This window comes from Marinomonas sp. PE14-40 (assembly GCF_051623805.1).
Lineage (GTDB): Bacteria > Pseudomonadota > Gammaproteobacteria > Pseudomonadales > Marinomonadaceae > Marinomonas.
Genome location: NZ_CP130700.1, coordinates 3,832,718 through 3,856,282, shown reverse-complemented (window position 1 = coordinate 3,856,282; position 23,565 = coordinate 3,832,718). Strand labels below are relative to the sequence as shown.

The window sequence follows — 23,565 nt, the reverse complement described above, 5'->3', positions numbered from 1 at the left end:
GATATGCATTTATCTTAACGATTAATCTAACCTGAATTACTAATACAGTATAGTCATGGGATTCAGCTTGAGTCGATAATCTCTTAAATATAAGAAAATATTTATAAGCAAAACAAGGATTAAAAAATTTAGACATAAAAAAAGCCAGCTTATCTTAGATAAGCTGGCTTTTTAAATTTCAAATGTCTTGCCTAATTAAAGATGCTCAACACTTTCAATTTCATAGACTACTTCACCACTTGGAATCTTGATGGCAACTTCGTCACCTTCATTCTTACCAATGAGTGCTTTAGCAATTGGCGAAGCATAAGAGATTTTTTTATCTTTCACTTCTGCTTCGTCATCACCCACAATGCGATAAGTCACCGTTTCTTCTGTGTCCACATTAAACAAGGTAACTGTACTGCCAAAAATAACCTTGCCAGTGTGTGCAATGGCTTTAACATCAATTACTTGAGAATCCGAAAGCTTACCTTCAATCTCTTTAATGCGGCCTTCTGCAAACCCCTGCTCTTCACGAGCGGCATGGTATTCAGCATTCTCTTTCAAGTCGCCATGTTCACGCGCAATTGCAATATCATTAATGATACGTGGACGCTCCACAGATTTAAGGTGACCCAGCTCTTCACGTAAACGTGCTTCGCCTTCTACCGTCATTGGTACTTTTCTCATTATTTCCCCTGGTGCAAATCTTGTAATCTACGAACTTTCGTTTCTTCATTCCAGCCCAGCGCATAGCTAGTCGCTTCAGCGCCAGTTAATGTTGTAGTGTAACAAACCTTACGCTGTAATGCTGTACGTCGGATCACAGAAGAGTCAGCGATTGCTTGAGTACCTTCGGTCGTGTTGACAATGTAATCAATTTCGCCGTTTTTCAACATATCAACGATATGAGGACGACCTTCGTTTACCTTGTTAATCTTACGAACGGCAACACCTTGCTCTGTTAGATAACTCGCTGTACCGCTTGTTGCTACCAACTCAAAACCATTTTCAATCAAACGTTGTGCCACAGAAACCAGTTTCGGCTTATCCATGTCACGCACACTGACAAATGCAGTACCACCGGTTGGCAATACAGTACCGCCACCAAGAACCGCTTTACCAAAGGCTTCAGCGAAAGTATCACCCACCCCCATGACTTCACCGGTAGATTTCATTTCAGGCCCAAGAATTGGATCAACACCTTGGAACTTATTGAATGGGAAGACAGCTTCTTTCACACTTACATAAGAAGGAATAATTTCTTTAGTAAATTCTAGTTCAGCTAATGTCTTACCAGACATAACTAAAGCAGCAACTTGAGCCAAAGAACGGCCTATGCATTTAGAGACAAAAGGCACAGTACGTGATGCACGAGGGTTAACCTCAATCACATAAATTTCACCATCTTGAATCGCTAACTGTGTATTCATCAAACCAATAACACCTAACTCTAGGGCCATTTTCGCGATCATCTCACGAATATCGTCCTGTTGTGTTTGTGTTAGAGAGTGTGGAGGCAAGGCGCATGCCGAATCACCAGAGTGAACACCTGCTTGTTCGATGTGCTGCATAATGCCGCCAATCACAACTTGCTCACCATCAGAGATACAGTCAATATCAATTTCAATCGCTGCGTTTAGGAAGTGATCTAAAAGCACAGGGCTATCGTTAGACACTTTAACCGCAGTTGTCATATAACGAGTTAATTCCGATTCGTTATAAACAATCTCCATCGCACGGCCACCTAGTACATAAGATGGGCGAACAACCAGAGGGAAGCCAATTTCAGCGGCTTTAATAAGCGCTTGATCAGTACTACGTACGGTTGCGTTGTTAGGCTGTTTGTAACCTAGACGCTGGATCATGCTTTGGAAACGTTCTCTATCTTCTGCACGGTCAATCGCTTCTGGTGTTGTACCAATAATTGGCACGCCTTCAGCTTCTAATGCACGCGCAATTTTAAGTGGTGTTTGTCCACCGAACTGAACGATAACGCCTTTTGGCTTTTCTTTACGAACGATTTCTAATACATCTTCAAGCGTTACCGGCTCAAAGTACAAACGATCAGACGTGTCGTAGTCAGTTGATACTGTCTCAGGGTTACAGTTAACCATGATAGTTTCAAAACCATTATCACGTAATGCTAGCGCAGCATGTACACAGCAGTAATCAAACTCGATACCTTGACCGATACGGTTTGGACCACCACCTAAGATAACCACTTTATCTTTATTACTTGGCTCAGCTTCACACTCATCTTCATAAGTAGAGTAAAGATAAGCCGTATCCGTTGCGAACTCAGCCGCACAAGTATCAACACGCTTGTACACTGGGTGTACATTCATCAAGTAACGGCGTTCACGCAATGACTTTTCAGTCACATCCATTAATTGAGCTAAACGTGCATCAGAGAAACCTTTACGCTTTAGACGACGGATGTAATCGTAATCAAGATCCGCTAAGCCTGCTTTCGCTAAGCCAGCTTCTTCTTTGATTAGATCTTCGATTTGTACTAGGAACCAATGGTCGACACCGGTTAGTTCATACAATTCATCGACAGACATTCCCATACGGAATGCATCACCTATGTACCAAATACGGTCAGCACCTGGCGACTTAAGTTCGTGAATTAGTTTGTCTTTGCTGTTTTCTTCGGCAAAGTTTAGCTGAGGATTAAAGCCATCAGCGCCCACTTCTAGGCCACGTAATGCTTTTTGTACTGACTCTTGGAAAGTACGGCCAATTGCCATCACTTCACCCACAGATTTCATCTGTGTCGTCAGGCGATCATTCGCTGTTGGGAACTTCTCGAAGGTAAAACGAGGTATTTTAGTTACAACATAGTCAATCGCAGGCTCGAAGCTTGCTGGTGTACGACCACCTGTAATGTCGTTTTGCAATTCATCTAAGGTGTAGCCAATCGCTAATTTAGCGGCGATTTTTGCAATTGGGAAACCCGTTGCTTTTGACGCTAGCGCTGAAGAGCGAGAGACACGAGGATTCATCTCGATAACAACTAGACGACCTGTTTTAGGGTCCATACCGAATTGAACGTTAGAACCACCAGTTTCAACACCAATCTCACGCAATACTGCCAAAGAGGCATTACGCATGATTTGATATTCTTTATCTGTCAGTGTTTGAGCAGGAGCAACTGTGATTGAGTCACCTGTGTGTACGCCCATAGCATCAAAGTTTTCGATGGCACAAACAATAATACAGTTGTCTTTCTTGTCACGTACCACTTCCATCTCATACTCTTTCCAACCGATCAAAGATTCATCGATTAGCAATTCGTTGGTTGGAGATAAGTCCAAACCACGAGTACAGATTTCTTCAAACTCTTCCGTGTTGTACGCGATACCACCACCAGTACCACCCATGGTGAAAGAAGGACGGATAATACAAGGGAAACCAACTTCACGCTGAACACCGTGAGCTTCTTCCATATTGTGCGCAATGCCGGCACGAGGACACTCAAGACCAATGGACTTCATTGCTTGGTCAAAACGGTTTCTGTCTTCCGCTTTGTCGATCGCATCCGCAGTTGCACCAATCATTTCCACGCCGAACTCAGCCAATACACCGTGACGCTCCAGATCAAGCGCACAGTTCAATGCTGTTTGGCCACCCATCGTTGGCAATATGGCATCTGGGCGTTCTTTTTCAATGATTTTAGCAACGGTTTTCCATTCGATTGGCTCAATGTAAGTTGAGTCAGCCATCGCTGGATCAGTCATGATGGTTGCTGGGTTAGAGTTAACCAGAATAACGCGTAGACCTTCTTCACGAAGCGCTTTACACGCTTGCGCACCAGAATAGTCAAACTCACAGGCCTGACCGATGATGATCGGACCAGCACCTAAGATTAAAACGCTTTTGATATCAGTACGTTTTGGCATAATAATTTGTTTCCTGCTTAGGCTTTAGTGGCTTTGATAGAGTCAATGAACTGATCAAACAAAGGTGCAACGTCATGAGGACCTGGGCTAGCTTCAGGGTGTCCCTGGAAACTAAAGGCTTGCTTGTCTGTTCGTGCGATACCTTGCAAAGAACCATCAAACAATGATTTATGCGTCGCTTCCAAGTTACTTGGAAGGCTATCTTCATCAACCGCAAAACCATGGTTTTGACTCGTGATCATCACAGTGCCAGCTTTAATGTCTTGCACTGGGTGATTAGCGCCATGGTGACCAAACTTCATTTTCTTAGTTTTAGCACCACTTGCTAATGCCAATAATTGGTGGCCTAGGCAAATACCAAATACAGGAATATCTGTGGTTAAGATTTCTTTTATTGCCGTGATCGCATAATCACATGGCTCTGGATCACCAGGTCCATTAGAGAGGAAAACACCATCAGGATTCATGGCTAGAACATCAGCGGCAGGTGTCTGTGCTGGTACCACGGTCACTTTACAACCGCGCTCAACCAACATACGCAAGATATTACGCTTCACACCGAAATCATAAGCAACAACATGGAAATCAAATTCACTTGGTGTTGTGTGACCTTTTACTAGGTCCCAAGTTGATTCAGTCCATTCACATTGCTCTTTAACTGTTACTTCTTTGGCGAGATCCATGCCTTTAAGTCCAGGGAAGGCACGTGCTGCAGCTAAAGCTTTAGCCTGAACTTCTTCAGATAAAACGTCATCGCCCGCCATAATGCAGCCAGCTTGAGCGCCTTTTTCTCGTAAAATACGAGTTAGCTTACGCGTATCTATGTCAGCAATGCCCACAACGTTTTTACGTGTCAGGTAAGCATCCAAAGTTTCTTGCTTACGCCAGCTGCTTGCAACAAGTGGCAAGTCACGAATGATCAAGCCGTTACACCAGATGCTATCTGATTCTTCGTCTTCTTCAGTCACACCAGTATTACCGATATGAGGATAAGTCAAAGTAACGATTTGTCGAGCGTAGGAAGGATCTGTAAGAATTTCTTGATAACCGGTCATAGAGGTATTGAATACCACCTCGCCAGTTGAGGAGCCATCTGCCCCGATCGACACGCCTTTAAATATAGTGCCGTCTTCTAGAGCTAGAATCGCTGATGTTGCCAAAGGAGCCTCCCGTTTTATGCCTATCTGGTTGCAAAAAAGCGAGACGCTCCATAAGGTGCATCTCGCTTTTCTGAATAGCGGTTTAATTGGACAATCCCGCAATGAGAAACTGCCCAAAAATCTGAACAATTTTACTCTTATCTGGCTCAAGGGTCTAGCAAATAACCAATTTAATCCCAGTTATTTCAACTCTTTTTTAAAGATTCTATTGACCTTTAGGTCAAGATTAGTATACACCCCATTGTTTTAATAATGTACAACTCTAAAGAGCGCAAAACCTGAGTAAAGCTTGATTAACACAGAAGACCAGCAGCCACTTCTTGCGTTTCTTCATAGCCGATCAAGTTAGCTAGCAAACTTAATGAAAATACCATAGCTGTCGCAGGCCCTTGGCTTGTCATAATATTCTCATCCATCACCACAGGTTGATCTGCAACATACTGAGCGCCTGTTAAACCTTCTTCAAACCCAGGGTAACAAGTAGCCTGTTTATCCATGACAAAACCATGAGTTCCAAGCACTAAAGCAGGTGCCGCACAAATAGCCGCTAAAATCGCATCATGAATATCATGTTTTTCTAAAATATCCACCAACAACTCAGAATCTCTTAAATGTTCAGCGCCTGGTAAGCCACCCGGTAAGGCAATGGCATCAAACATGACATTTTCATCCAGTGCTTCACCCACACTGTAGTGACTACCATCAGCAAAGGTATAGGTTTCCAGTTCAGACAAAAGCACATCAGCTTCTATCTTACTACCTCTTGCTGCGGTTATTTGTAGACTGTCATGCACGCTGGCTACAACCACTTCCACACCGCCACGACGTAATACATCAATAATCGTAATAGCTTCGATATCTTCACTACCATTAGCAATGGGCACTAATACACTTGGCATGAGTTAATCCTTCATTAAATTTAAATTCATTAGAATGGCGGCTTCTTTACCGCTCTTTGTGGCGTAATAATTTTTACGCAAGCCCACTTGAGCAAAGCCGAGTTTTTGATATAAGGCTAAGGCAGCTTGATTGGACTCCCTGACTTCTAACATACAAAGATGAACAGGTATTGATTCTATGCTCGCAAACCAAGCTTGCATCAAGCCTTGAGCTAAACCTTGCCGTCTAGCTTGAGGAGAGACCATGATAAGTTCGAGTTCTGATTCGTCAAAAAGCGTTGATGCAGTCAGCCAGCCACAAAGTGTTTGAGCCTGATCCAATACCAGAATATTAATACGTTTTTGAGGCTGATCAAAACTTTGAGTCACTAGCTTTTCACCCCAAGGATGAGGGTTCGCGATTTGATCGAGTAACAGGATATTCGCTAGATCATCCCTAGAGGCTGGACGATAAACATATGTCACTGAGCTATTCCGCGTCTTTTTTCAAACAAGCCACTAGGCCTTCAACCAATATGTAGCCCATATTATCAAATATGTAATCAATTGATTCTTGGCTTTCCATCGAGAACACCATTGGCCAACGTTCCGTAATACAGGCGGATTGATTCATTTTCTTGGAAGAAAGCGCAGTCACCCCATGACTAAGACTCCACGCCATAAAGGTGCCTAAGGCTTCTTTTTCATTTGTCAGAGGAATACCACGCTCAACCAAAAGATCCCGGATAACATTACGAGTTGTTGCTTCTGCCAACATGCCGGCTTCGATCTGTTCAACGCCCACATATTCCGGCGGTATCACATAGTCGAACAAAACACCTGCCATATGAGGGAATTCACAAGTGAAGGAATAATAGGCTTTACCTAAACTAATCAGCTGATCAATCGGCTTAGCATTCTCATTATGTCCTTCTTCAAGGTATCTAGCAAAACGCTTCAGACATTCAACAGATACTGCGGCTAACAAAGCGTGCTTATCAGCAAAGTGGTTATATACTGCAGTAGGAGTAACCCCTACATGCTTGGCCAATTTGCGTAACGAAATCTCTTCTAATGTTTGTACTTCTAATAAGGACAACATTTCAACCACTAGGGTTTCTTTCAGATTTCCATGATGATAGGCGACTCTTTTGTTCACAGGATTCCTTGCTTACCTTCTGCGGGTAATGTCTTTAATTGAGTTAAAAATGATATGAATAACGCAACTTTACCACATCTTGCTCACGATAAGCATATAAGTCATCTGACTCAGAATCCGCACGATAAACCACATATTCTGAACCAATACTCATTCCATCTTGAATATCATAGTCTGCACTTAGCCGATATATTTGCCCTTCTCCTCCCAAGAGGTTTAATACACTAAATTGACTCGTTAGTTGGTCATTGAGTGTGGTCCACCTTGCTCTCGCAAAGTAGCCAGTTGTGTGCTCCTTTGCCGCAATCGTATCTGAGTAGTCATGGGTATAACTTGAATCTAGTTCGAAAGTAAGCACCCACTCATCAATACCTGAATATTCAAGAATCAAGGCTGCTAAGGTTTGGTCATATTCCTGCCACGGAGCCGAAGTCACACTATCTGGCTGTAAAGCCTTATCCCAATGTCGAGCAAGATCATATTTAAATAAATAGTCACCTTTTACCCAACTACCAGATACCCCCAACACCTTTACTCTTGAAGACTGAAACACCAACTCATTCATATTGATAAAGGCAGCGCCACTTACATCATCCCAGTTCACATCTGCCAAAGTAATGGCAAAGTCACCACCATTAAAACTTCGATATAAACGCCCTACGAACTCCAAGGATTGATCAGGCTCTTTCTCGCTAACCTTCAAGCCTGCATTGGTATAATTAATGTAAGGATCAAAAGCCTCACCTGATGCAGCCGTTTCATTCGCATCTGCATCATAAACAAGAGCAATTTCGGCCTGCATACCTAACCAAGGGTGAGAGGCGAATAAAACAGGTGCTTGCAGTCGAATATCTTCTAAATCGGCCTGCCCTAATTGCGTGAGATCCCTTGGGTTCACCACATCCGTAATAGCCAAAACCTCCGACTCCCCCCAAGCAAGAATTTGATTACCCGCCCTTATCCATAAATCATCTTCAGCCCAATCTAGATATAGGTCACGCCAGACAAAATCAGTATCATCACTATTGTAATTAAGCTCACCTGTTTGCCAGTTAGTCCAATCAAGAGACAAATCAAATGAGGCTTTTATCAAAACCTCATCAGACACATCTTTTTCTAATGCTAAATAAAGGCTGGTATCTAGCTCTTCAACGCCTTTGTCATCACGATCAAACCCCGAAGTAGAAGGTTTTTGCAGACCATAACTTAAACCCTGTTTAAAATGCCCTGTAATGTAATAATCATCAACAAGAGACGATTCCTCATCTTCATATTCAACGTCTATGTCTGCAAAAAAATCATCATTGGCATAAACAAGATTTGATGAGCAAAGTATCAAGCTGGTTAAACAGGTCAAGGCATGCCAGCTGACCTGCTTGTTTAATACGAGTCTCTTCATTATAAACCTCGCTGTAAGCGATTATTCTCAAACATCTTGTCATCAACCTTGGTTTGATAATCCACTGCATTAATTTTTAATACACTAGAGTGCTCAAGTTTATTGCGCTTAGTCGTCACCATTTGTAAGGTTTTCGCGGTCCAGATACCCTGAATTTGCTCTATATCCTTGGCTTGAAAGTATTTCACTCGCTTGCCTTTTTTAACCTTAATAATGGCCTTAACCTGCATAAAGATATCTTTACGTATCCAAGAGGTTGTCGTGAGGTACCCTGTCTCTTTAATAACGACTTTACTCTTGGGTGTCGACTCTATCACCCAGCAGTCATGACCATTTACCTCTTCACTTTCTTTCACTAAGCGATAGGTAAAATCTTCCACCTCTACCCCGTCAATATCCGCATAAGAAAAGTCACTGCCCATAAAGGCGCCCGACTTATCGCTGGCAGCAATTCGATTGGTCTTTTGCAAAGCGGGTAAATAAAGCCAAGAGTCATCTTCTTTAGCATCGTCATCCCAATCAAACGACATATAAGCAGTATCTTTCACATCGGCTGGCGACATAAAAAAAGACACACTCTTATCCACTTGCTCGTACTCTTTAGAAAAGAGCTTAAGCTGCCTAATTCTTTGGCGCTTTTTCTTATCAATTAAAATCAAAGCACTTTCGGACACTATGGTTTCACCTGTATCCCTATCATCTACTTTTTGCATGATTTGCTTAGCACTAAGTTCAAGAGCAGACACAGGAAAGCTGGTAAGACTCGCAGTCAACAACCCAATACCAAAGACTTTCAACATCGCTTTGCTCTCAATTGCTTTGTAATTAAATAGTTTCATTTCAAATAACTCCTAAGTATTAAATAAGCGGTTTAGATAAAGGTCTCACTATTTAGATAAAGGCTGAGACTGGGTTGGATTTGATATTTTCGCGGCCAATGCCTGATCTTTTTTGCCATCTATCATGTAAAGCAAAGCAGGTAAGACGATAAGATCCCCAACTAAAGCAAGCCCCATAATGATGGCGGAGAATAAGCCGGTGTTGATGTAAGGAATAAAGGAGCCTAGCAACATAACACTAAAGCCAACCACTAAAATGAGAGAGGTAAAGACAACCGCACGACCCGATTCATTCATGGCACGCCCTATCGCCTTATTCACATCTGCTCCTTGGGAGCGGGCAAGTAAATAACGACTCACCACATGGATTGCATCATCTACAGCTATCCCCATTGTCATAGCGCCCACTATCATGGTGCCGAGATCGAGTGAGATTCCCATTAAAGTCACGACGCCACCCGCCATCAAAATCGGCACAACACTCGGAACGAGAGCAATCAAGCCATATTTCACCGAGCGAAACAGCACAAAAAAGCTGAGACCAATGAGCAACAGCGCTATGCTAAAGGAGTTAAACATACCTTCATTAATGTATCTGTCCTGCACGTTATACATCACCATAGGGCCTGTAATTACTACTGTAAGGTCTGGATATTCAGCTTCTAACTCAGTATTGATTTGCGTTAATAAAAGTGTCATCTGACTAGCTGACATATTGATAACTGGCACGGTTAACCTTAGATGCCTTTGGTCAAAGTCTTTTAAATCAGATAAGTCTTCATCTGGGCCAGAGTTTTCATAAAGTAATAAAAGTTGAGCCGTCATTTGTGCAGAGTCAGGCAGAATAAAAAACGCAGGATCATCTTCAGACACGGCTTGGCGAATTTGCTTTAAGAAGTCCAATAATGAATTGGCATCCCCCGCGACTGGCAAACCTTCTAAATAATCTTGTAAGGATTCAACTCGTCGTAAAAATTCAGGTTCTTTGACGCCACCTTCGATGCCGGAGTCGATCATAATCTCTAGATTAGAAATCCCTTTAAAATGCTCATCGAAATAGTGCATATCTTGGGTAATCCAACTGTCCTTCTTAAAGTAAGTAATAAAGTTGGAATCCACTGTTATCTTACTGACAAAGAACAAACTAAAGAGTAAGGCGAGTGCGCCAAACAGCACGATAGGTAATCGTCGACGATAGGTAAACCCGGGGATGCTTTGAGTAATTCGCCCGACTAAATCGTTTTCAAACGCGGCTTGCGTTCTTTTAGGCAACCAAGGGATAAAACTTAATAAAGCAGGCAGGCTAGTCATCGAGACTAAGAAGATAGTTAATGGCCCCATTGCCGCTAAATAAGCATATTGTTTCACTGGCAATAGCTCGGTAATTGCCAAAGCAGCAAAACCGATTGAGGTAGTTAAAGCGGTAAATAAAACCGGCTGAAATAGATGAACTATGGTTTCATAAGCTGCCTCTTTAGGCACCAAACCCTTAGCTCGAAAATGATAAAACTCCACCAATACATGAACGCTTACTCCCATCCCTATAATAATAAGCGTCGGTACCAAGGCAGAATTGACCGCCGTAAAAGGCCAAGCAAAATAGGCTTGTATGCCAGTAATACTAACAATGGAAAAACCGATGACCAGCCAAGGAACCAATGTACCAGTAATAGAACGGAAGGTGACAAAAAGGATAACCAACATAACCAAAGCCATTGTTGGATTTATCCAAGCCATATCCTCTTTGGTTAAGGTTTCAAATCGCTCACCTATGACTGGGTTACCCGCTAAACGTAGCTGATAACCTTGCTCCGCAAAGTTTTGCGTTTCAATAAATTGAATAAGATCAGTAACAATTTTTACCTTATGAGAATTATCGCCTGCTCGGTATTCTGTTCGCGCTAATACCCTAGTCTGCTGAAAGTCCTCTGTAATCAAGGTGTTTAGGGCTAAGGTTTCACCTGTCATGACATCTCTGGCATTTAACAAATCTGCCTGAGTTACCGCATCTGGTTCTTCAAACAGATCATCGGTTGCCAAAATACCCTCATCATTATGGGTATATTGGTATTTAGACAAACTTCTTACCTGAGTCACCACTTCATGCTCTTCAAGCATTTGAGTTAATGAATCAATTAAATGAATCGTGTCCTGACTAAAGACATCTTTATCTTGATCTCTAGCTTCTATCCCAATAGAAAGGTATTCCGAATCGCCAAACAGATCCGTTAATTCATTGAAAGCCAATAGGCTTGGATCATTGGGTAAGAAGTACATTTCATTAGAGTTATCATAAGGAATTGGCTTATTCACAATTGACATAATTGCCAATCCTAATAGCAATCCAGTGACAGCAAAAATAGGCCAAGGTCTATTCACCACGAAGTGTGCCCAGGCTAACTTAAAACGATTCATTCCAGTCTCCTTGAGAAATTAAAAACAAATATTTACATCGTTTATTTACAATGAATATTTACATCGTATATATAAAATTCACACTGTCAATATAAAGATTAGGAATAACTTAATTAAGTTTTTGGGCATATCTTGGGCTTGACGTAAAGAAGCAAAAGAAATCAATCGGTTAGATTAATGCTTATGGTTAAAAGGAGACGTTAAATAAATAAAGAAGGCAGAAGTAAAGGCATGATGAATCAGCGCCCAATACAGTGAATGAAAAAGTGACAACAAGGCATTTTCTTTTTAAGAGGTCTAAAAAGGCAAGAAAAGGAACAGTTTAATAGCCACTAACTAAGGCTGAATACTTAGACAAGTAAACCTTGCAGAGCTTTCCAAGCGTCTGCTTTTAACTCTGGTATACGGTATAACTGAGGTAAGCTAACAATACTGGCTTGTTTAGTATTGGAGAATAAAGGCTGTGTAGAAATTTCAGCAAACACTTGCTGAATATTTTGCCCTGCTAGCACAATCCACAAAGGGGAGTCTTTATCGAGAGAGTGATCACCTAAACGCGCTTGTATATGGCTTTCAAGTGCACCTAATAACCAATCACTTCTATCGGCAAAAAAAGGATTCCGCAACTGGCCTGGCCAATTAAAGCTGCCTGACTGCCACTCTCCCACTGTTTGCTTAAGTAAGGCCTGGGCCATTTTCATCGCCAACTTTTCAATCTCTACCTGATCATGGAACCCCATAGGCACATCAGAAAGAATCAAAAGCTTATTTTCGATGAGCAAACTAAAACAATGCAATTGCTGAGGTAAGCCTTCTACTATGACAGGGGCAGGCTCTATGGCAACAGATAGCTCTTCTATCGGCTGTAAGTCTTCAACTATGACACCCGCTTCCGCTTCAAGCTCCTGTTTTAAGCCTGCGACGGTTTTATTCTGACTATCAGAATCAATTTTTGCTTTCGCTTGAGCAGGTGCAAAGCCACCATCATGGCTAGGAGAAAGGCCTAATTCTTGAGAGAAACTATCTCTCTGACTAGTCTCTTCTTGGTTAACGTTGAGATTGGGGATTTGCCAAGGATTAAGCGGACGATGAACCACAAAGGTATGTTCAGTTACGGGTGTTTGCCACCGCGAGATTCCCATCTGATCTAAGCAATAAGCTTGCTCTGACGATAAGTTTGCAACTGATTTCATTCAATCGTAATCCACATAAAGAAGTAAATGCCTCTGTTTAATGCGCTTTAGCATTAAACAGAGGCAAGTCTATCATAAATGGTGCGGCTGAGGATGGGCCTTATCAACTTCATTCCAAAGTAGATTCAAAGCATTAATATACGCTTTAGCAGAAGCGGCTATCACATCCGTATCGGCACTCATACCATTTACAATACGACCATCACGTTCTAATCGAACTGTCACTTCCCCTTGAGCTTCTATTCCTTGGGTAACGGCATTCACCGAATACAAGCTCAGCTTTGCATGAGAATGCGCTAAGGACTCAATACTCTTAAAGAGAGCGTCTACTTGTCCATCACCTGTCGATTCAACACTGTGTTCTACCCCATCAACATTCATAACGATACTCGCTTTGGGTAAAGAACCTGTCTGAGAAGACGATGTCATAGACACGAACTTAAAGTGATCTTCATTATCACTAAAGCTTCGCTCCGCTGACATAAGCGCCGTTAAATCCTCATCATAAATATCATGTTTTTTATCTGCCAACTCTTTAAAGCGAGCAAAGGCGGCATTTAATGACTCATCTGATTCAAAGGTTATATCCAGCTCTTCCATCTTTGATTTAAAGGCATTACGACCAGAGTGCTTACCCATGACAAGTTTGTTGTTTTTCCAACCCACATCTTCAGCACGCATAATTTCATAGGTTTCCCTATGTTTTAAAATACCATCCTGGTGAATACCTGACTCATGGGCAAAGGCGTTGGCTCCCACAATAGCTTTGTTTGGCTGAACGGGAAACCCCGTCACACTGGAGACTAAGCGAGATGCTGGCACGATAAAGCTCGTATCAATATTAGTCTCAAGTTCTAGCAAATCATGGCGCGTTTTTAGAGCCATAACCACTTCTTCAAGCGATGCATTCCCTGCTCTTTCACCTAAACCATTAATCGTACATTCGACTTGGCGCGCCCCATTGGCAACCGCTGCAATTGAGTTCGCCACAGCCAAACCCAAATCATTATGACAATGCACAGAGAAGATGGCTTTATCTGCATTGGGGATATTATTAAGTAGGTATTTTATTTTATCGCCAAACTCATGGGGCAAGGCGTACCCAACCGTATCGGGAATATTAATTGTCGATGCGCCAGCATCAATTGCCGCTTCAATGATCTGACATAAAAAAGGAAGCTCAGAACGCCCAGCATCTTCACAAGAAAACTCAACATCTGCCACTAAATTACGTGCACGTTTTACCGCATGTACCGCTTGTGCAACCACGTCTTCTGGTTGCATTTTTAACTTGTACTGCATATGAATCGGAGAGGTTGCAATAAAGGTATGAATTCGCCCTGAATTGGCATTTTTAAGTGCTTCTGCAGCACGGTCAATATCTTTATCTAACGCACGAGACAAAGAGCAAATGGTTGAATCTTTTACACTATCTGCAATTGCCTTTACTGATGCGAAGTCTCCAGGACTTGCAATAGCAAAACCCGCCTCGATAACATCCACTCGCATTTTTTCTAATGTTTTCGCGATACGCAGTTTTTCTTCTTGCGTCATAGATGCGCCTGGACTTTGCTCACCATCACGCAAGGTTGTATCAAAAATGATTAAATTATTATCTGCCATAATACTCCACCTTCATCTAGCCTTTTCCTACCCGAAAAAAGAATAGCCTGTCTGTTTTTATTCTAGTGCGGTTTGATTAACCCATGTCAGATTAAATCTAACACAATGAATAAAGTAATATTCTCTTTAACGTGAATATTTATCTAGTTGGATAAGTTGCGATGGCCATTGCAAATGGTTACTCTCTCGCATAATTAAACTCATAAACGAGTTTATCGCGTTAGGTGCTTTAAGTTTGAATCTAAAAATAAGATTTTATTATCTGATTTAAACAAAAGTTAAACGGGAAACAGGTGCACTTCAGGAAGAAGTAAAGCCTGTACTGCCCCCGCAACGGTATATAAGAGCAAGTAGCACTGTTCAATTCCACTAGCTAGATTAAGTAGCTTCTATTTAATCTAAACTGGGAAGGAATGAACCTATCTTATAAAGTCCGGAGACCGGCCTATACGTACTTCAGGGCGAAATTCGCCACCCTTTTAACATCATACGGGTGTGTATGATCATGATAATTGGAGATGCAAAGTGCATATCGAACCAGAGATAGTGACAGGAACAAAACTGCTTCTTAGCTACGCTACCGCCACAGTTTCCTTTGGCTTAGTTGCTAAATCAGCCTATCAAAGTATTAAAGAAAGTGGCTTAAATACACTGATAATCAGAAGCATGCTAGCCATTCTAGCGGTATTCGTCTTTTTCCAAGTCTTCCCGCACCATCCAGTGGGTGTTTCAGAAGTTCACTTAATTTTAGGCTCAACCCTATTTCTTATTCTAGGCCCAGCAGCTGCCGCTATTGGCCTTATTGGTGGTTTATTAGCACAAGGGGTTTTCTTTGCCCCATTCGACCTTCCTCAATTTGGCATGAATGTCACCACCCTGCTATTGCCACTCTTTGCTATGTCTATCGTCGCTCGTAAAATTATCAGTGACAATACGGCTTATGTGGACATCAAATACTCTCAAGCATTCAAACTGTCTCTCACTTATCAAGGAGGCATTGTCGCTTGGGTCGCTTTCTGGGCATTTTACGGTCAAGGCTTTAGTGCCGAAAATTTAGCCTCTGTTGGCGCGTTCTCTGGCGCTTATCTAACGGTTGTGTTACTTGAACCTTTTGTCGATCTCGCTATCCTAGCGGCGACAAAAGCAATGAATGCGCTACAAGGCTCTGCCTTGGTCTATAAGCGCCTTTATCAAGCAAATTAGTCGCTAAGTATCTATTTGATGATTGGCAAATGTTAGGCATTGCAATTTGCTTTGCCTAACCCCTTACTCACCTTAGCGAAGCGATTATGTCCTTTATTAAAGCAGAGCAAATTAGCTTGACCTTAGATAATGGGAAGACCCTATTATCCGATGTCAACTTTGAACTTGCCAAGCAGCAAACCCTCGGCATAGTTGGCCCTAACGGTGCGGGTAAATCATCACTCATCCACTGTCTTCTTGGGCTTAATGCCAATGCGACTGGGCAGATAAGTATCCAAGGCAAAGTACTTTCTTCTTTTAAAGAAAAGTCACGTGCAAAGCTCATCAGCGCTGTAATGCAAGAGATGCCAAGTGATATTTATCTAACCGTCGAAGAGGTAATTGAGTCAGGTCGAACCCCCTATCGCCATTGGCTCTGGGGTCACGATGATGATGCTCAAAAGTGGATAGAATACGCGATCAATAAGCTTAAACTGGATAACCTTAGGCATCAGGTTTTTCACACACTATCTGGTGGTGAAAAAAAGCGCGTCTTAATCGCTCGTGCCTTAGCCCAAAACACCCAGATTTTAGTCTTAGATGAACCCGCCAATCATTTAGATATACAGCATCAAATAGAGCTTATGTATTTACTTAAGTCCTTACCTATCACCTTAATCATTAGCTTGCACGACATTCAATTAGCGGCAAGATTTTGTGACAAGTTACTGGTGATGAGCCAAGGTAAGGTAATACAGCAAGGTCCTGCTAAAGACATATTAACCCAGTCATTGTTTGAACAGGTTTTTAAAGTGAAAGCCACTACCTATACCAATCAACATGACTGTTTAAGCATTCACACAGAGCCACTCAATAGTTATTAACCTTTGACTCTGTTTATATTTTGGATACCTATGAAATCGTTTAAACTGCTAAAACTACCTCTCCTATCTATGGGAACACTTGCCCTAGGAATAAGCTTCCAAGCACAAGCTAGTGACTTCCCTGTCACAGTAACCAGTTGTGATAGAAGTATTACCTTTGATCAAGCACCAACAAGAGCCGTCATTCATGATCAAAACATGTCTCAAATGGCTTTTGCACTTGACCTTCAAGATCAAATTGTGGGGCTGACAGGCATTACGGGGTGGTACAAAACCTCTCCTAGTTTTGATAAAGATCGCCAAGGTATTCCTGAGCTTGCTAGCAAGAATCCAAGCTTAGAAAATATCTTATCGGCTAACCCTGACCTCTTTTTTGCCGGCTGGAATTACGGCATGCGTATTGGCGAAGATGTGACACCACAAGGGCTTGAACGCTTTGATATCAAAACCTTAGAGCTAAGTGAGTCTTGTGTTCATTTAGACAAACAAGGTGAAGATGCAAAAATGGCACTTTTATACGATGACATGATTCGTTTAGGCGCCGTTTTTGGGGTACAAGAAAAAGCAGAAAAACTGGTTAACACTTGGCAGGATGAAATCCAAGAAATTCAAACGTCAGTAAAAGACAAACCACCAGTTAAAGTCTTTTTGTATGATTCAGGAGAAGATAAAGTATTTACTTCAGGTCGATTTGGTATGCCTACCGCGTTAATCAGAGCGGCAGGTGGTATCAATGTGATGGATCACCTAGATACGAGTTGGGGCAAGGTGAGCATTGAAGCTATTATGGACACTAATCCTGACTTCCTGATTTTGGTTGATTATGACAAAGGTGGTTGGAAACAATCTTGGAACTTCTTACAAAACCACCCATTACTGTCTCAACTAAGTGCGGTTAAAAATGAACGTTTCTTACCACTTGAATATGGGGAAATCACACCAGGGCCATTAAACATTGGCGCCATAAAAAAACTTTCTCAACAAATGTTCGCAGAGTAACTTAGTGTGAGCTTAATTCAGTCTCAAGGATCTCACCCTAACACAACGATAAGTAAACACTTACTTATCGTTGTGTTACTGGGACTGCTATTACTCGGGCTCTTTTTGAATATCAGTGAAGGTGTTTCTAATATCACCTTCACTGATATTGTGAATATTTTTAAGATCAAACTGTATCACTTACTTCAGATTCCAATAGACCCAGAACTTGCCTCTGCTGTTAGCCCTATACATACCAGTATTATTTGGCAACTAAGACTACCTAGAAGCATACTAGCCATACTAGCCGGCGGTGGTTTAGCGGTAGCAGGTGCCGTATTGCAAGCCGTTACACGCAACCCTTTAGCTGATCCTTTTTTATTAGGAGCCTCTTCAGGTGCGTCTTTAGGAGCGGTAATAGTCATAGCTCATATAGGCTTATTTGCAGGTATTTACTCTCTCACCATAGCAAGCTTTTTAGGCAGCCTATTATCCCTTCTCTTCCTCTTTGCACTACTTAGCAAAAAGACCAACCAATCACCAGATAAAATCATTCTAGCTGGTGTCGCTATTTCATTTTTACTCATGGCTGGAACTAACTTTTTGATCTATCTAGGAGATCAAAGTACGGCTAATTCTATTCTTTTTTGGATGTTAGGTGGCCTTGGTCGTGCTCAATGGGGGAACTTGTTATTACCCTGTATCACAGTCATTAGCACTTGCCTCTGGTTAATTTGGCAGGCCCCAGTACTTAACACTTTAATGATGGGTAGCCAAAGCGCTCATACCTTAGGCATTCCGGTAAAACGTTACCAGATCATTTTCTTATTATGCACAGGCCTACTTACCAGTGTTATTGTCTCTTTAACTGGCTCAATTGGCTTCATCGGGCTAGTCATACCCCATATTTTACGTCACTGGATTGGTGGCAATAACCGTACACTGATTCCTCTGAGTTTCCTCGCTGGTGCAGGCTTCTTACTTTATATGGATCTATTAGCCAGAAACCTCACAGCGCCACAAGAACTGCCCATCGGCATCCTATCTGGTGGCATAGGTGGAGCCTATTTTTGCTACCTGATTTTAAAGAAGGATTAATTTAGTTTCAGGTTAATGAGTTAATAACAATTACCTTGACTTACACTCCTTTCTCTAGCAATGTCCACAAGTCAAAATAATGTCAACAAAATGTATAGGATATACCTTTTATGAAATCGCTTTTTAATATGGCATTGACCGCTGTTATTGCTATTACCCTAGTTGGTTGTAAAACTGTGCTCCCGTCTCCAACGGGATCAAATTCTACGCTTGTTTTAGCTCCATTTGCTGCTGATACTTCATCAAAAACCTCTAGCGCTTGGATGTATGAGTATGTACTAAACAATGATATTGAACAAACAATACGCTTTAATCCTGAACGTATAAGAGGCTCATTCTCTGTAGTAACAAATTTAGCCGAAGGCGAATATAAAGTTACTGGATTAAAATCAGTTGCTCATAACAAAGGTAGAACAAGAGCTATAGGTGAAGGGCAGCACTACCAATTTGATAAGGATGAGTATGTATCTTTTACTGTAAAAGCAGGAGATATCACTCTAATACCTGCTATTTTCACCATGACCAAAGAAAAAAGAAATCGTGAATATTACTATATTCGCCCACATTACGCTCCGTTAAATATGGAAGAGCTCCAGGAATTTAAAACGAAAGTTGAGCAACTAGAAGGGTATGATAACTGGGCTAATTAAGGTTAGTTTCATCTAAGGTTGGTTGTTTTATCTGCCAGCCTTACCTCTATAACATAAACATTTTCAGTTACTTCACAAAGATAAACTCAATTTCAATTTCAATTTCAATTTCAATTTCGATTTCGATTTCGATTTATAATAATGCAGAATCTTGCGTTTCAGCGTATTATTCCTCACCGAATTTGAACCCTCTTACAATGTCGATAGGAAGATTATGATCACTATGCCATTTAAACGTCTTTTAGCACTTACTCTCGCCTGTGTACCGACTGTCTTGATGGCAAATGATTTGCCTGATTTGAATGGTCAAACCATAGTAGCAGTCACTGAAAATGCCTACACGCCGCTTAACTTTGCTGACCCAGAAACGGGCAAAGGCATAGGTTGGGAATATGACGCCTTTAATGAAATTGCGCAGCGCTTAAATGCTAACGTAGATTGGCAGCTCAGTAGCTGGGATACCATGATACAAGCCGTCAAACAAGGCCAATTTGATGTGGGAATGGATGGCATCACTATCAATGAAGAGCGTGAGCAGCAAATTGACTTTACTGATGCTTATCTTGTATCTCAGCAATACATGCTAGTTCGTGCTGATGAAGACAGATTCAATAATGCCGAAGAGTTTGCCAAAGATGATGATTTTTTATTTGGCGCACAACCTGGCACAACAAACTTCTATGTTGCGGTATACAATGTATTAGATGGCAACGAAGCTAACCCTCGTATTGTCCTTTTTGACAACTTTGGACCTTCTGTTCAAGCCCTAAAAACAGGTGATGTTGATTCTGTGTTAATGGATTCCACGTCAGCACAAGGCTATATGGGTGCTAACCCAGGTACGTTTAAAGTGGTTGGCGGCCCACTAGGGACGGAAGAGTTTGGCTTTATTCTAACACCCGGTTCTGAGTTAAAAGGCCCTATCAATGCAGCCCTTGCTAGCATGAAAGCCGATGGCACATTAGAAGCCTTGAATAAAAAATGGTTTTTTGATTACAAGAACAAGTAATTAAAAAGAATTACACTAGCGCCCCTCTGTCTAAATACGTTTAGAGATTGGGACGCTACTTGTTTAGGTTTAAGGCCTCTTCATTTAGCCAATAACATCATTCTATATATGACATCTAAATACTCATTCAGCCGTCTACCCTGGTGGTTACTCGCAATCATTGTCAGTGGCATCTTACTGACTTGGAATATTGCAGCCGATACGGGCTACCAAAAAATCTTTAACACCCTAAGCCAAGGAGTCGTGACAACCGTCACGGTTACCTTAATTGCTTTTTTTATAGCCTGTGCCATTGGCCTTGTGATCGCACTTGCGGGCTTTTCTCGTTATCGATTAATCAGGGAAGTGGCGCGTTTTTATGTGGAAGTGATTCGTGGCGTACCTGTTCTCGTACTGCTTTTTTATATCGCTTTTGTGGGAGCGCCCGAGCTAGTCGACTTTTACAACTGGGTAATGCAAAAACCGATTGAGTGGCAGTGGCTAGATAAAGCCCGGACGCGAGATTTCAATATGGTTTGGCGTGCTATTTTAGCCTTATGTATAAGCTATAGCGCCTTTATTGCAGAAGTCTTTCGTGCGGGGATCCAAGAAGTCGATAAAGGGCAAATTGAAGCAGCTAAAGCGCTAGGCCTTAATAGTTGGCAGAGATTTCGTTTTATCATTTTTCCACAGGCTTTTCGAAAAATATTACCACCGCTAGGCAATGACTTTGTTGCCATGATCAAAGACTCTGCCTTAGTGTCTGCCCTAGGCGTACAAGATATTACTCAACTAGGTAAAGTCTATAGTTCATCCAGCTTTCAGTTTTTTGAAACCTATAATGTGGTGGCCTTTGTTTATCTTTGTCTTACCATCACACTGTCCTTGTTAATTCGGGGGTTTGAGCAATATCTAAACCGTAAACAGAAACAAGTGCTTTGACCTAATACGTCCTATTTTAAATCCCTAAGATAAAATAGGACAATAGAACAGATACCCGTATAATTAACACTCACTTTCAATCACTATTTAGTAGACAACCTCATGACAAATAACGACGTAATTCGCCGTATCCGCTACATCCTTGATCTTAACGATAACAGCATGATTAAAATTTTTGCACTTGCTGAACATACGGTAGATCGTGCTGAAGTGAGTAGCCTACTAAAGCATTATGCAGATAAAGACTTTAAAGCCTGTAATGACAAATTATTAGCCTACTTTCTAAATGGCTTGATCGTGTTTAAACGTGGCCAAAGAGACGGCCCTAAAGCGCCAGTGGAAAGTAAATTGAATAACAATATGGTATTTACCAAACTAAAAATCGCTTTTAGCCTGACTTCTGACGATGTTATGGAATTGATGGCATTAGCCAACTTTAAATTGAGTAAACATGAGTTGAGCGCTTTTTTTAGAAAGCCTACTCACCAACATTTCCGTCCTTGTAAAGATCAGATCTTAAGACAGTTTGTGAAAGGCTTGCAGATCAAACATCGCGGCCCCATTACTGACAATGAGTATGACGACTAGGGAACCTGCTAATAAGTTCTCCCGCCTCAGCGTGTGGATAAAAGAAGGCCTATTAGAAAACTAATAGGCCTTCTTTGATACACATCCTTTAATGGTCAACTCAGTTTTAATCCACTTCACTGACCCAAAGAACGCCCACCTCAATTTTATCCACTTTTACCAAGGTGCCCTTGCTAATCTCATGCTGACTTTTTAGCTGCCACATGATGCCAGAGTATTGATATTGACTCTCACCCTTAATATCCACATTTTGCTCTAATACAAACTCTTTATCATTAAACTCAGTCTTACTCTCACTCACTTCTACCTTATTTTGCATCGCCTTAAGTGGCTTCCAAAATAAAACAGAAAGCAGAAAGGTAATAGCTGTAGTAGATGAAAAAGCCCAGATCCAGCTCGTTTCGATCAACTCAAATACCATTAAGCTACCTGATAAAATCATAGCAACACCGGCAAAGAGTAAGACAAAGGTTGATAGCCCTAACACCAAAACCTCAACCGTTATCAGAATAATTCCCAAGATAATAAAACCTTGAGCGAGATATTCGAGCATGCCTAATCCTTTTTATTTAAGGTATTAATAATCGTCATCGCTGATGCCACCATACTTGTCGCATCTGTGCTTGATTCTGGCAATAATACGACGGAAGACTCTTTAGCAATGGCTTGCTTAGCTTCAATGGCTTTCGTTGCAAGGTCCAGCTGAATCGCTTTTTGACCCGGTGTGGTATTGGCTGATTCACCGACAAGCTGTAATGCTTCAGCTTGTGCTTGAGCAACCGCTAGAATCGCTTTGGCTTCACCTTCTGCTTTTAGTACTTGTTCAGCTTTATCCGCTTCTGCAGCTAAGACCTGAGCTTGTTTCTGACCTTCTGCAACGTTAATCGCCGCTTGCCTATCCCCTTCGGACTCAAGAATTTGCGCACGCTTCACACGCTCCGCTTTCATCTGAGCTTCCATGGATTCCATAATAGAATTAGGCGGTACGATATCTTTAATCTCATAACGCAGCACTTGAATACCCCAAGGCTCAGCCGCTTGGTTTATGGCAGTGACTATGCTGGCATTCAGTTGATTTCGCTCTTCAAACGTTCGGTCTAATTCCATTTTACCCAGCTCAGAACGCATGGTTGTTTGCGCAAGTTGAGTAACAGCAAAGGTGTAATCATCAACCCCATAAGTGGCCTTATACGGATCTAACACTCGAAAATAAAGCACACCATCAACCGCTAAAGAGATGTTGTCTTTGGTAATGACAGACTGACTCGGCACATCTTGGGCCTGCTCTTTCAAACTGCGATCCGCTGAAACTGCATCTATAAAGGGAATAATAAAATTTAAACCTGCTTCTTTGGTTGACTGATATTTGCCAAAACGCTCAATCACCCAAGCACGGTTTTGCGGTACAAACTTAATACCACTTTTTAGCACCACTAATACAAAGATAAATAAACAAACACTGATAATCGTCGACAACGACAAATACATTTCTAATTCTTGCACCTTAAATTTCCTTTTATTAACTATCCATAGCGTTATTTGACATAATGTCACGTGACATTGTTATACGTGAATTTAATGACAATAACACTTTCTTCACCTGAATAACTAACCAAGAACCAGTAAAAAGGAGTGTTTCAGAGTGAGCAATGTGAGCGAAGTTAAGCCATTTCTTCTCAGCCTTATCAGATGCCATAACCAA

At 41.6% G+C, this 23,565-nt stretch carries 22 protein-coding genes and 1 riboswitch; of the genes, 8 read left to right on the top strand and 14 right to left on the bottom strand.

All coding sequences use genetic code 11. From position 1 onward, the window contains the following. Nucleotides 1–195: 195 nt before the first annotated feature. The 11 genes from greA to Q0A08_RS17790 form a co-directional block, all read right to left on the bottom strand. Nucleotides 196–672 carry a transcription elongation factor GreA gene (gene greA, locus Q0A08_RS17840; RefSeq protein ID WP_438462818.1) on the bottom strand — a complete coding sequence of 159 codons (477 nt, stop codon included), beginning with the start codon at nucleotides 670–672 and terminating at the stop codon, nucleotides 196–198. Continuing rightward, the gene (carB, locus tag Q0A08_RS17835; protein WP_438462817.1) at nucleotides 672–3,887 is read right to left on the bottom strand and encodes a carbamoyl-phosphate synthase large subunit; all 3,216 of its coding nucleotides are present in this window, start codon (nucleotides 3,885–3,887) and stop codon (nucleotides 672–674) included. The genes greA and carB overlap by 1 nt, the downstream gene beginning before the upstream one ends. A 17-nt stretch (nucleotides 3,888–3,904) precedes the next feature. Further along, nucleotides 3,905–5,047, bottom strand: coding sequence for a glutamine-hydrolyzing carbamoyl-phosphate synthase small subunit (gene carA, locus Q0A08_RS17830; RefSeq protein ID WP_063339436.1), 1,143 nt, complete (start codon nucleotides 5,045–5,047; stop codon nucleotides 3,905–3,907). Nucleotides 5,048–5,340: 293 nt separating this feature from the next. Next, nucleotides 5,341–5,946, bottom strand: coding sequence for a DJ-1/PfpI family protein (locus Q0A08_RS17825; protein ID WP_438462816.1), 606 nt, complete (start codon nucleotides 5,944–5,946; stop codon nucleotides 5,341–5,343). A gap of 3 nt (nucleotides 5,947–5,949) precedes the next feature. Continuing rightward, nucleotides 5,950–6,411 carry a ribosomal protein S18-alanine N-acetyltransferase gene (gene rimI, locus Q0A08_RS17820; RefSeq protein WP_438462815.1) on the bottom strand — a complete coding sequence of 154 codons (462 nt, stop codon included), beginning with the start codon at nucleotides 6,409–6,411 and terminating at the stop codon, nucleotides 5,950–5,952. Nucleotides 6,412–6,415: 4 nt separating this feature from the next. Beyond that, nucleotides 6,416–7,084 (bottom strand): TetR/AcrR family transcriptional regulator, encoded by a 669-nt coding sequence (locus Q0A08_RS17815; RefSeq protein ID WP_438462814.1) that lies wholly within the window; start codon nucleotides 7,082–7,084, stop codon nucleotides 6,416–6,418. Nucleotides 7,085–7,127: 43 nt separating this feature from the next. Then, nucleotides 7,128–8,483 carry a hypothetical protein gene (locus tag Q0A08_RS17810; RefSeq protein ID WP_438462813.1) on the bottom strand — a complete coding sequence of 452 codons (1,356 nt, stop codon included), beginning with the start codon at nucleotides 8,481–8,483 and terminating at the stop codon, nucleotides 7,128–7,130. Then, nucleotides 8,483–9,322: an outer membrane lipoprotein-sorting protein gene (locus tag Q0A08_RS17805; protein ID WP_438462812.1), complete on the bottom strand. Its 840-nt coding sequence runs from the start codon at nucleotides 9,320–9,322 to the stop codon at nucleotides 8,483–8,485. The genes Q0A08_RS17810 and Q0A08_RS17805 overlap by 1 nt, the downstream gene beginning before the upstream one ends. Nucleotides 9,323–9,370: 48 nt before the next feature. Further along, nucleotides 9,371–11,737, bottom strand: coding sequence for an efflux RND transporter permease subunit (locus Q0A08_RS17800; protein WP_438462811.1), 2,367 nt, complete (start codon nucleotides 11,735–11,737; stop codon nucleotides 9,371–9,373). A 350-nt stretch (nucleotides 11,738–12,087) separates the two neighbouring features. Further along, complete coding sequence (locus Q0A08_RS17795) at nucleotides 12,088–12,930, bottom strand: hypothetical protein (RefSeq protein ID WP_438462810.1); 843 nt, start codon at nucleotides 12,928–12,930, stop codon at nucleotides 12,088–12,090. 72 nt (nucleotides 12,931–13,002) lie between these two features. Then, entirely contained in the window at nucleotides 13,003–14,553 is a 1,551-nt protein-coding gene (locus tag Q0A08_RS17790) for a 2-isopropylmalate synthase (RefSeq protein WP_438462809.1), read from the bottom strand. A gap of 233 nt (nucleotides 14,554–14,786) precedes the next feature. After that, nucleotides 14,787–15,015, top strand: a riboswitch (cobalamin riboswitch). A gap of 63 nt (nucleotides 15,016–15,078) precedes the next feature. On the opposite strand from Q0A08_RS17790, the gene Q0A08_RS17785 reads away from it, so the two are divergent. The 8 genes from Q0A08_RS17785 to Q0A08_RS17750 all read left to right on the top strand — a co-directional run bounded on the left by Q0A08_RS17785 (nucleotide 15,079) and on the right by Q0A08_RS17750 (nucleotide 21,863). Next, the gene (locus tag Q0A08_RS17785) at nucleotides 15,079–15,756 is read left to right on the top strand and encodes an energy-coupling factor ABC transporter permease (RefSeq protein WP_438462808.1); all 678 of its coding nucleotides are present in this window, start codon (nucleotides 15,079–15,081) and stop codon (nucleotides 15,754–15,756) included. Between the two features lie 86 nt (nucleotides 15,757–15,842). Then, the gene (locus tag Q0A08_RS17780; RefSeq protein WP_438462807.1) at nucleotides 15,843–16,619 is read left to right on the top strand and encodes an ABC transporter ATP-binding protein; all 777 of its coding nucleotides are present in this window, start codon (nucleotides 15,843–15,845) and stop codon (nucleotides 16,617–16,619) included. A 30-nt stretch (nucleotides 16,620–16,649) separates the two neighbouring features. Further along, the gene (locus Q0A08_RS17775; protein WP_438462806.1) at nucleotides 16,650–17,618 is read left to right on the top strand and encodes an ABC transporter substrate-binding protein; all 969 of its coding nucleotides are present in this window, start codon (nucleotides 16,650–16,652) and stop codon (nucleotides 17,616–17,618) included. A gap of 6 nt (nucleotides 17,619–17,624) precedes the next feature. Then, nucleotides 17,625–18,695, top strand: a complete 1,071-nt coding sequence (locus Q0A08_RS17770) for a FecCD family ABC transporter permease (protein ID WP_438462805.1) — start codon at nucleotides 17,625–17,627, stop codon at nucleotides 18,693–18,695. 110 nt (nucleotides 18,696–18,805) lie between these two features. Beyond that, nucleotides 18,806–19,345, top strand: coding sequence for a hypothetical protein (locus tag Q0A08_RS17765; protein WP_438462804.1), 540 nt, complete (start codon nucleotides 18,806–18,808; stop codon nucleotides 19,343–19,345). Between the two features lie 223 nt (nucleotides 19,346–19,568). Further along, a complete protein-coding gene (locus Q0A08_RS17760; protein WP_438462803.1) occupies nucleotides 19,569–20,354 on the top strand; it encodes a substrate-binding periplasmic protein in 786 nt (261 codons plus the stop codon). A gap of 108 nt (nucleotides 20,355–20,462) precedes the next feature. Then, a complete protein-coding gene (locus Q0A08_RS17755) occupies nucleotides 20,463–21,275 on the top strand; it encodes an amino acid ABC transporter permease (RefSeq protein ID WP_438462802.1) in 813 nt (270 codons plus the stop codon). 102 nt (nucleotides 21,276–21,377) lie between these two features. Further along, entirely contained in the window at nucleotides 21,378–21,863 is a 486-nt protein-coding gene (locus Q0A08_RS17750) for a DUF1456 family protein (protein WP_438462801.1), read from the top strand. A gap of 106 nt (nucleotides 21,864–21,969) precedes the next feature. On the opposite strand, the gene Q0A08_RS17745 is transcribed toward Q0A08_RS17750, so the two are convergent. The 3 genes from Q0A08_RS17745 to Q0A08_RS17735 are packed head-to-tail and all read right to left on the bottom strand — an operon-like array spanning nucleotide 21,970 to nucleotide 23,559. Beyond that, nucleotides 21,970–22,416 (bottom strand): NfeD family protein, encoded by a 447-nt coding sequence (locus Q0A08_RS17745; RefSeq protein ID WP_438462800.1) that lies wholly within the window; start codon nucleotides 22,414–22,416, stop codon nucleotides 21,970–21,972. Between the two features lie 2 nt (nucleotides 22,417–22,418). Then, complete coding sequence (locus tag Q0A08_RS17740; RefSeq protein ID WP_438467664.1) at nucleotides 22,419–23,351, bottom strand: SPFH domain-containing protein; 933 nt, start codon at nucleotides 23,349–23,351, stop codon at nucleotides 22,419–22,421. 31 nt (nucleotides 23,352–23,382) lie between these two features. Further along, the gene (locus Q0A08_RS17735) at nucleotides 23,383–23,559 is read right to left on the bottom strand and encodes a hypothetical protein (protein WP_438462799.1); all 177 of its coding nucleotides are present in this window, start codon (nucleotides 23,557–23,559) and stop codon (nucleotides 23,383–23,385) included. Between the last annotated feature and the right edge of the window lie 6 nt (nucleotides 23,560–23,565).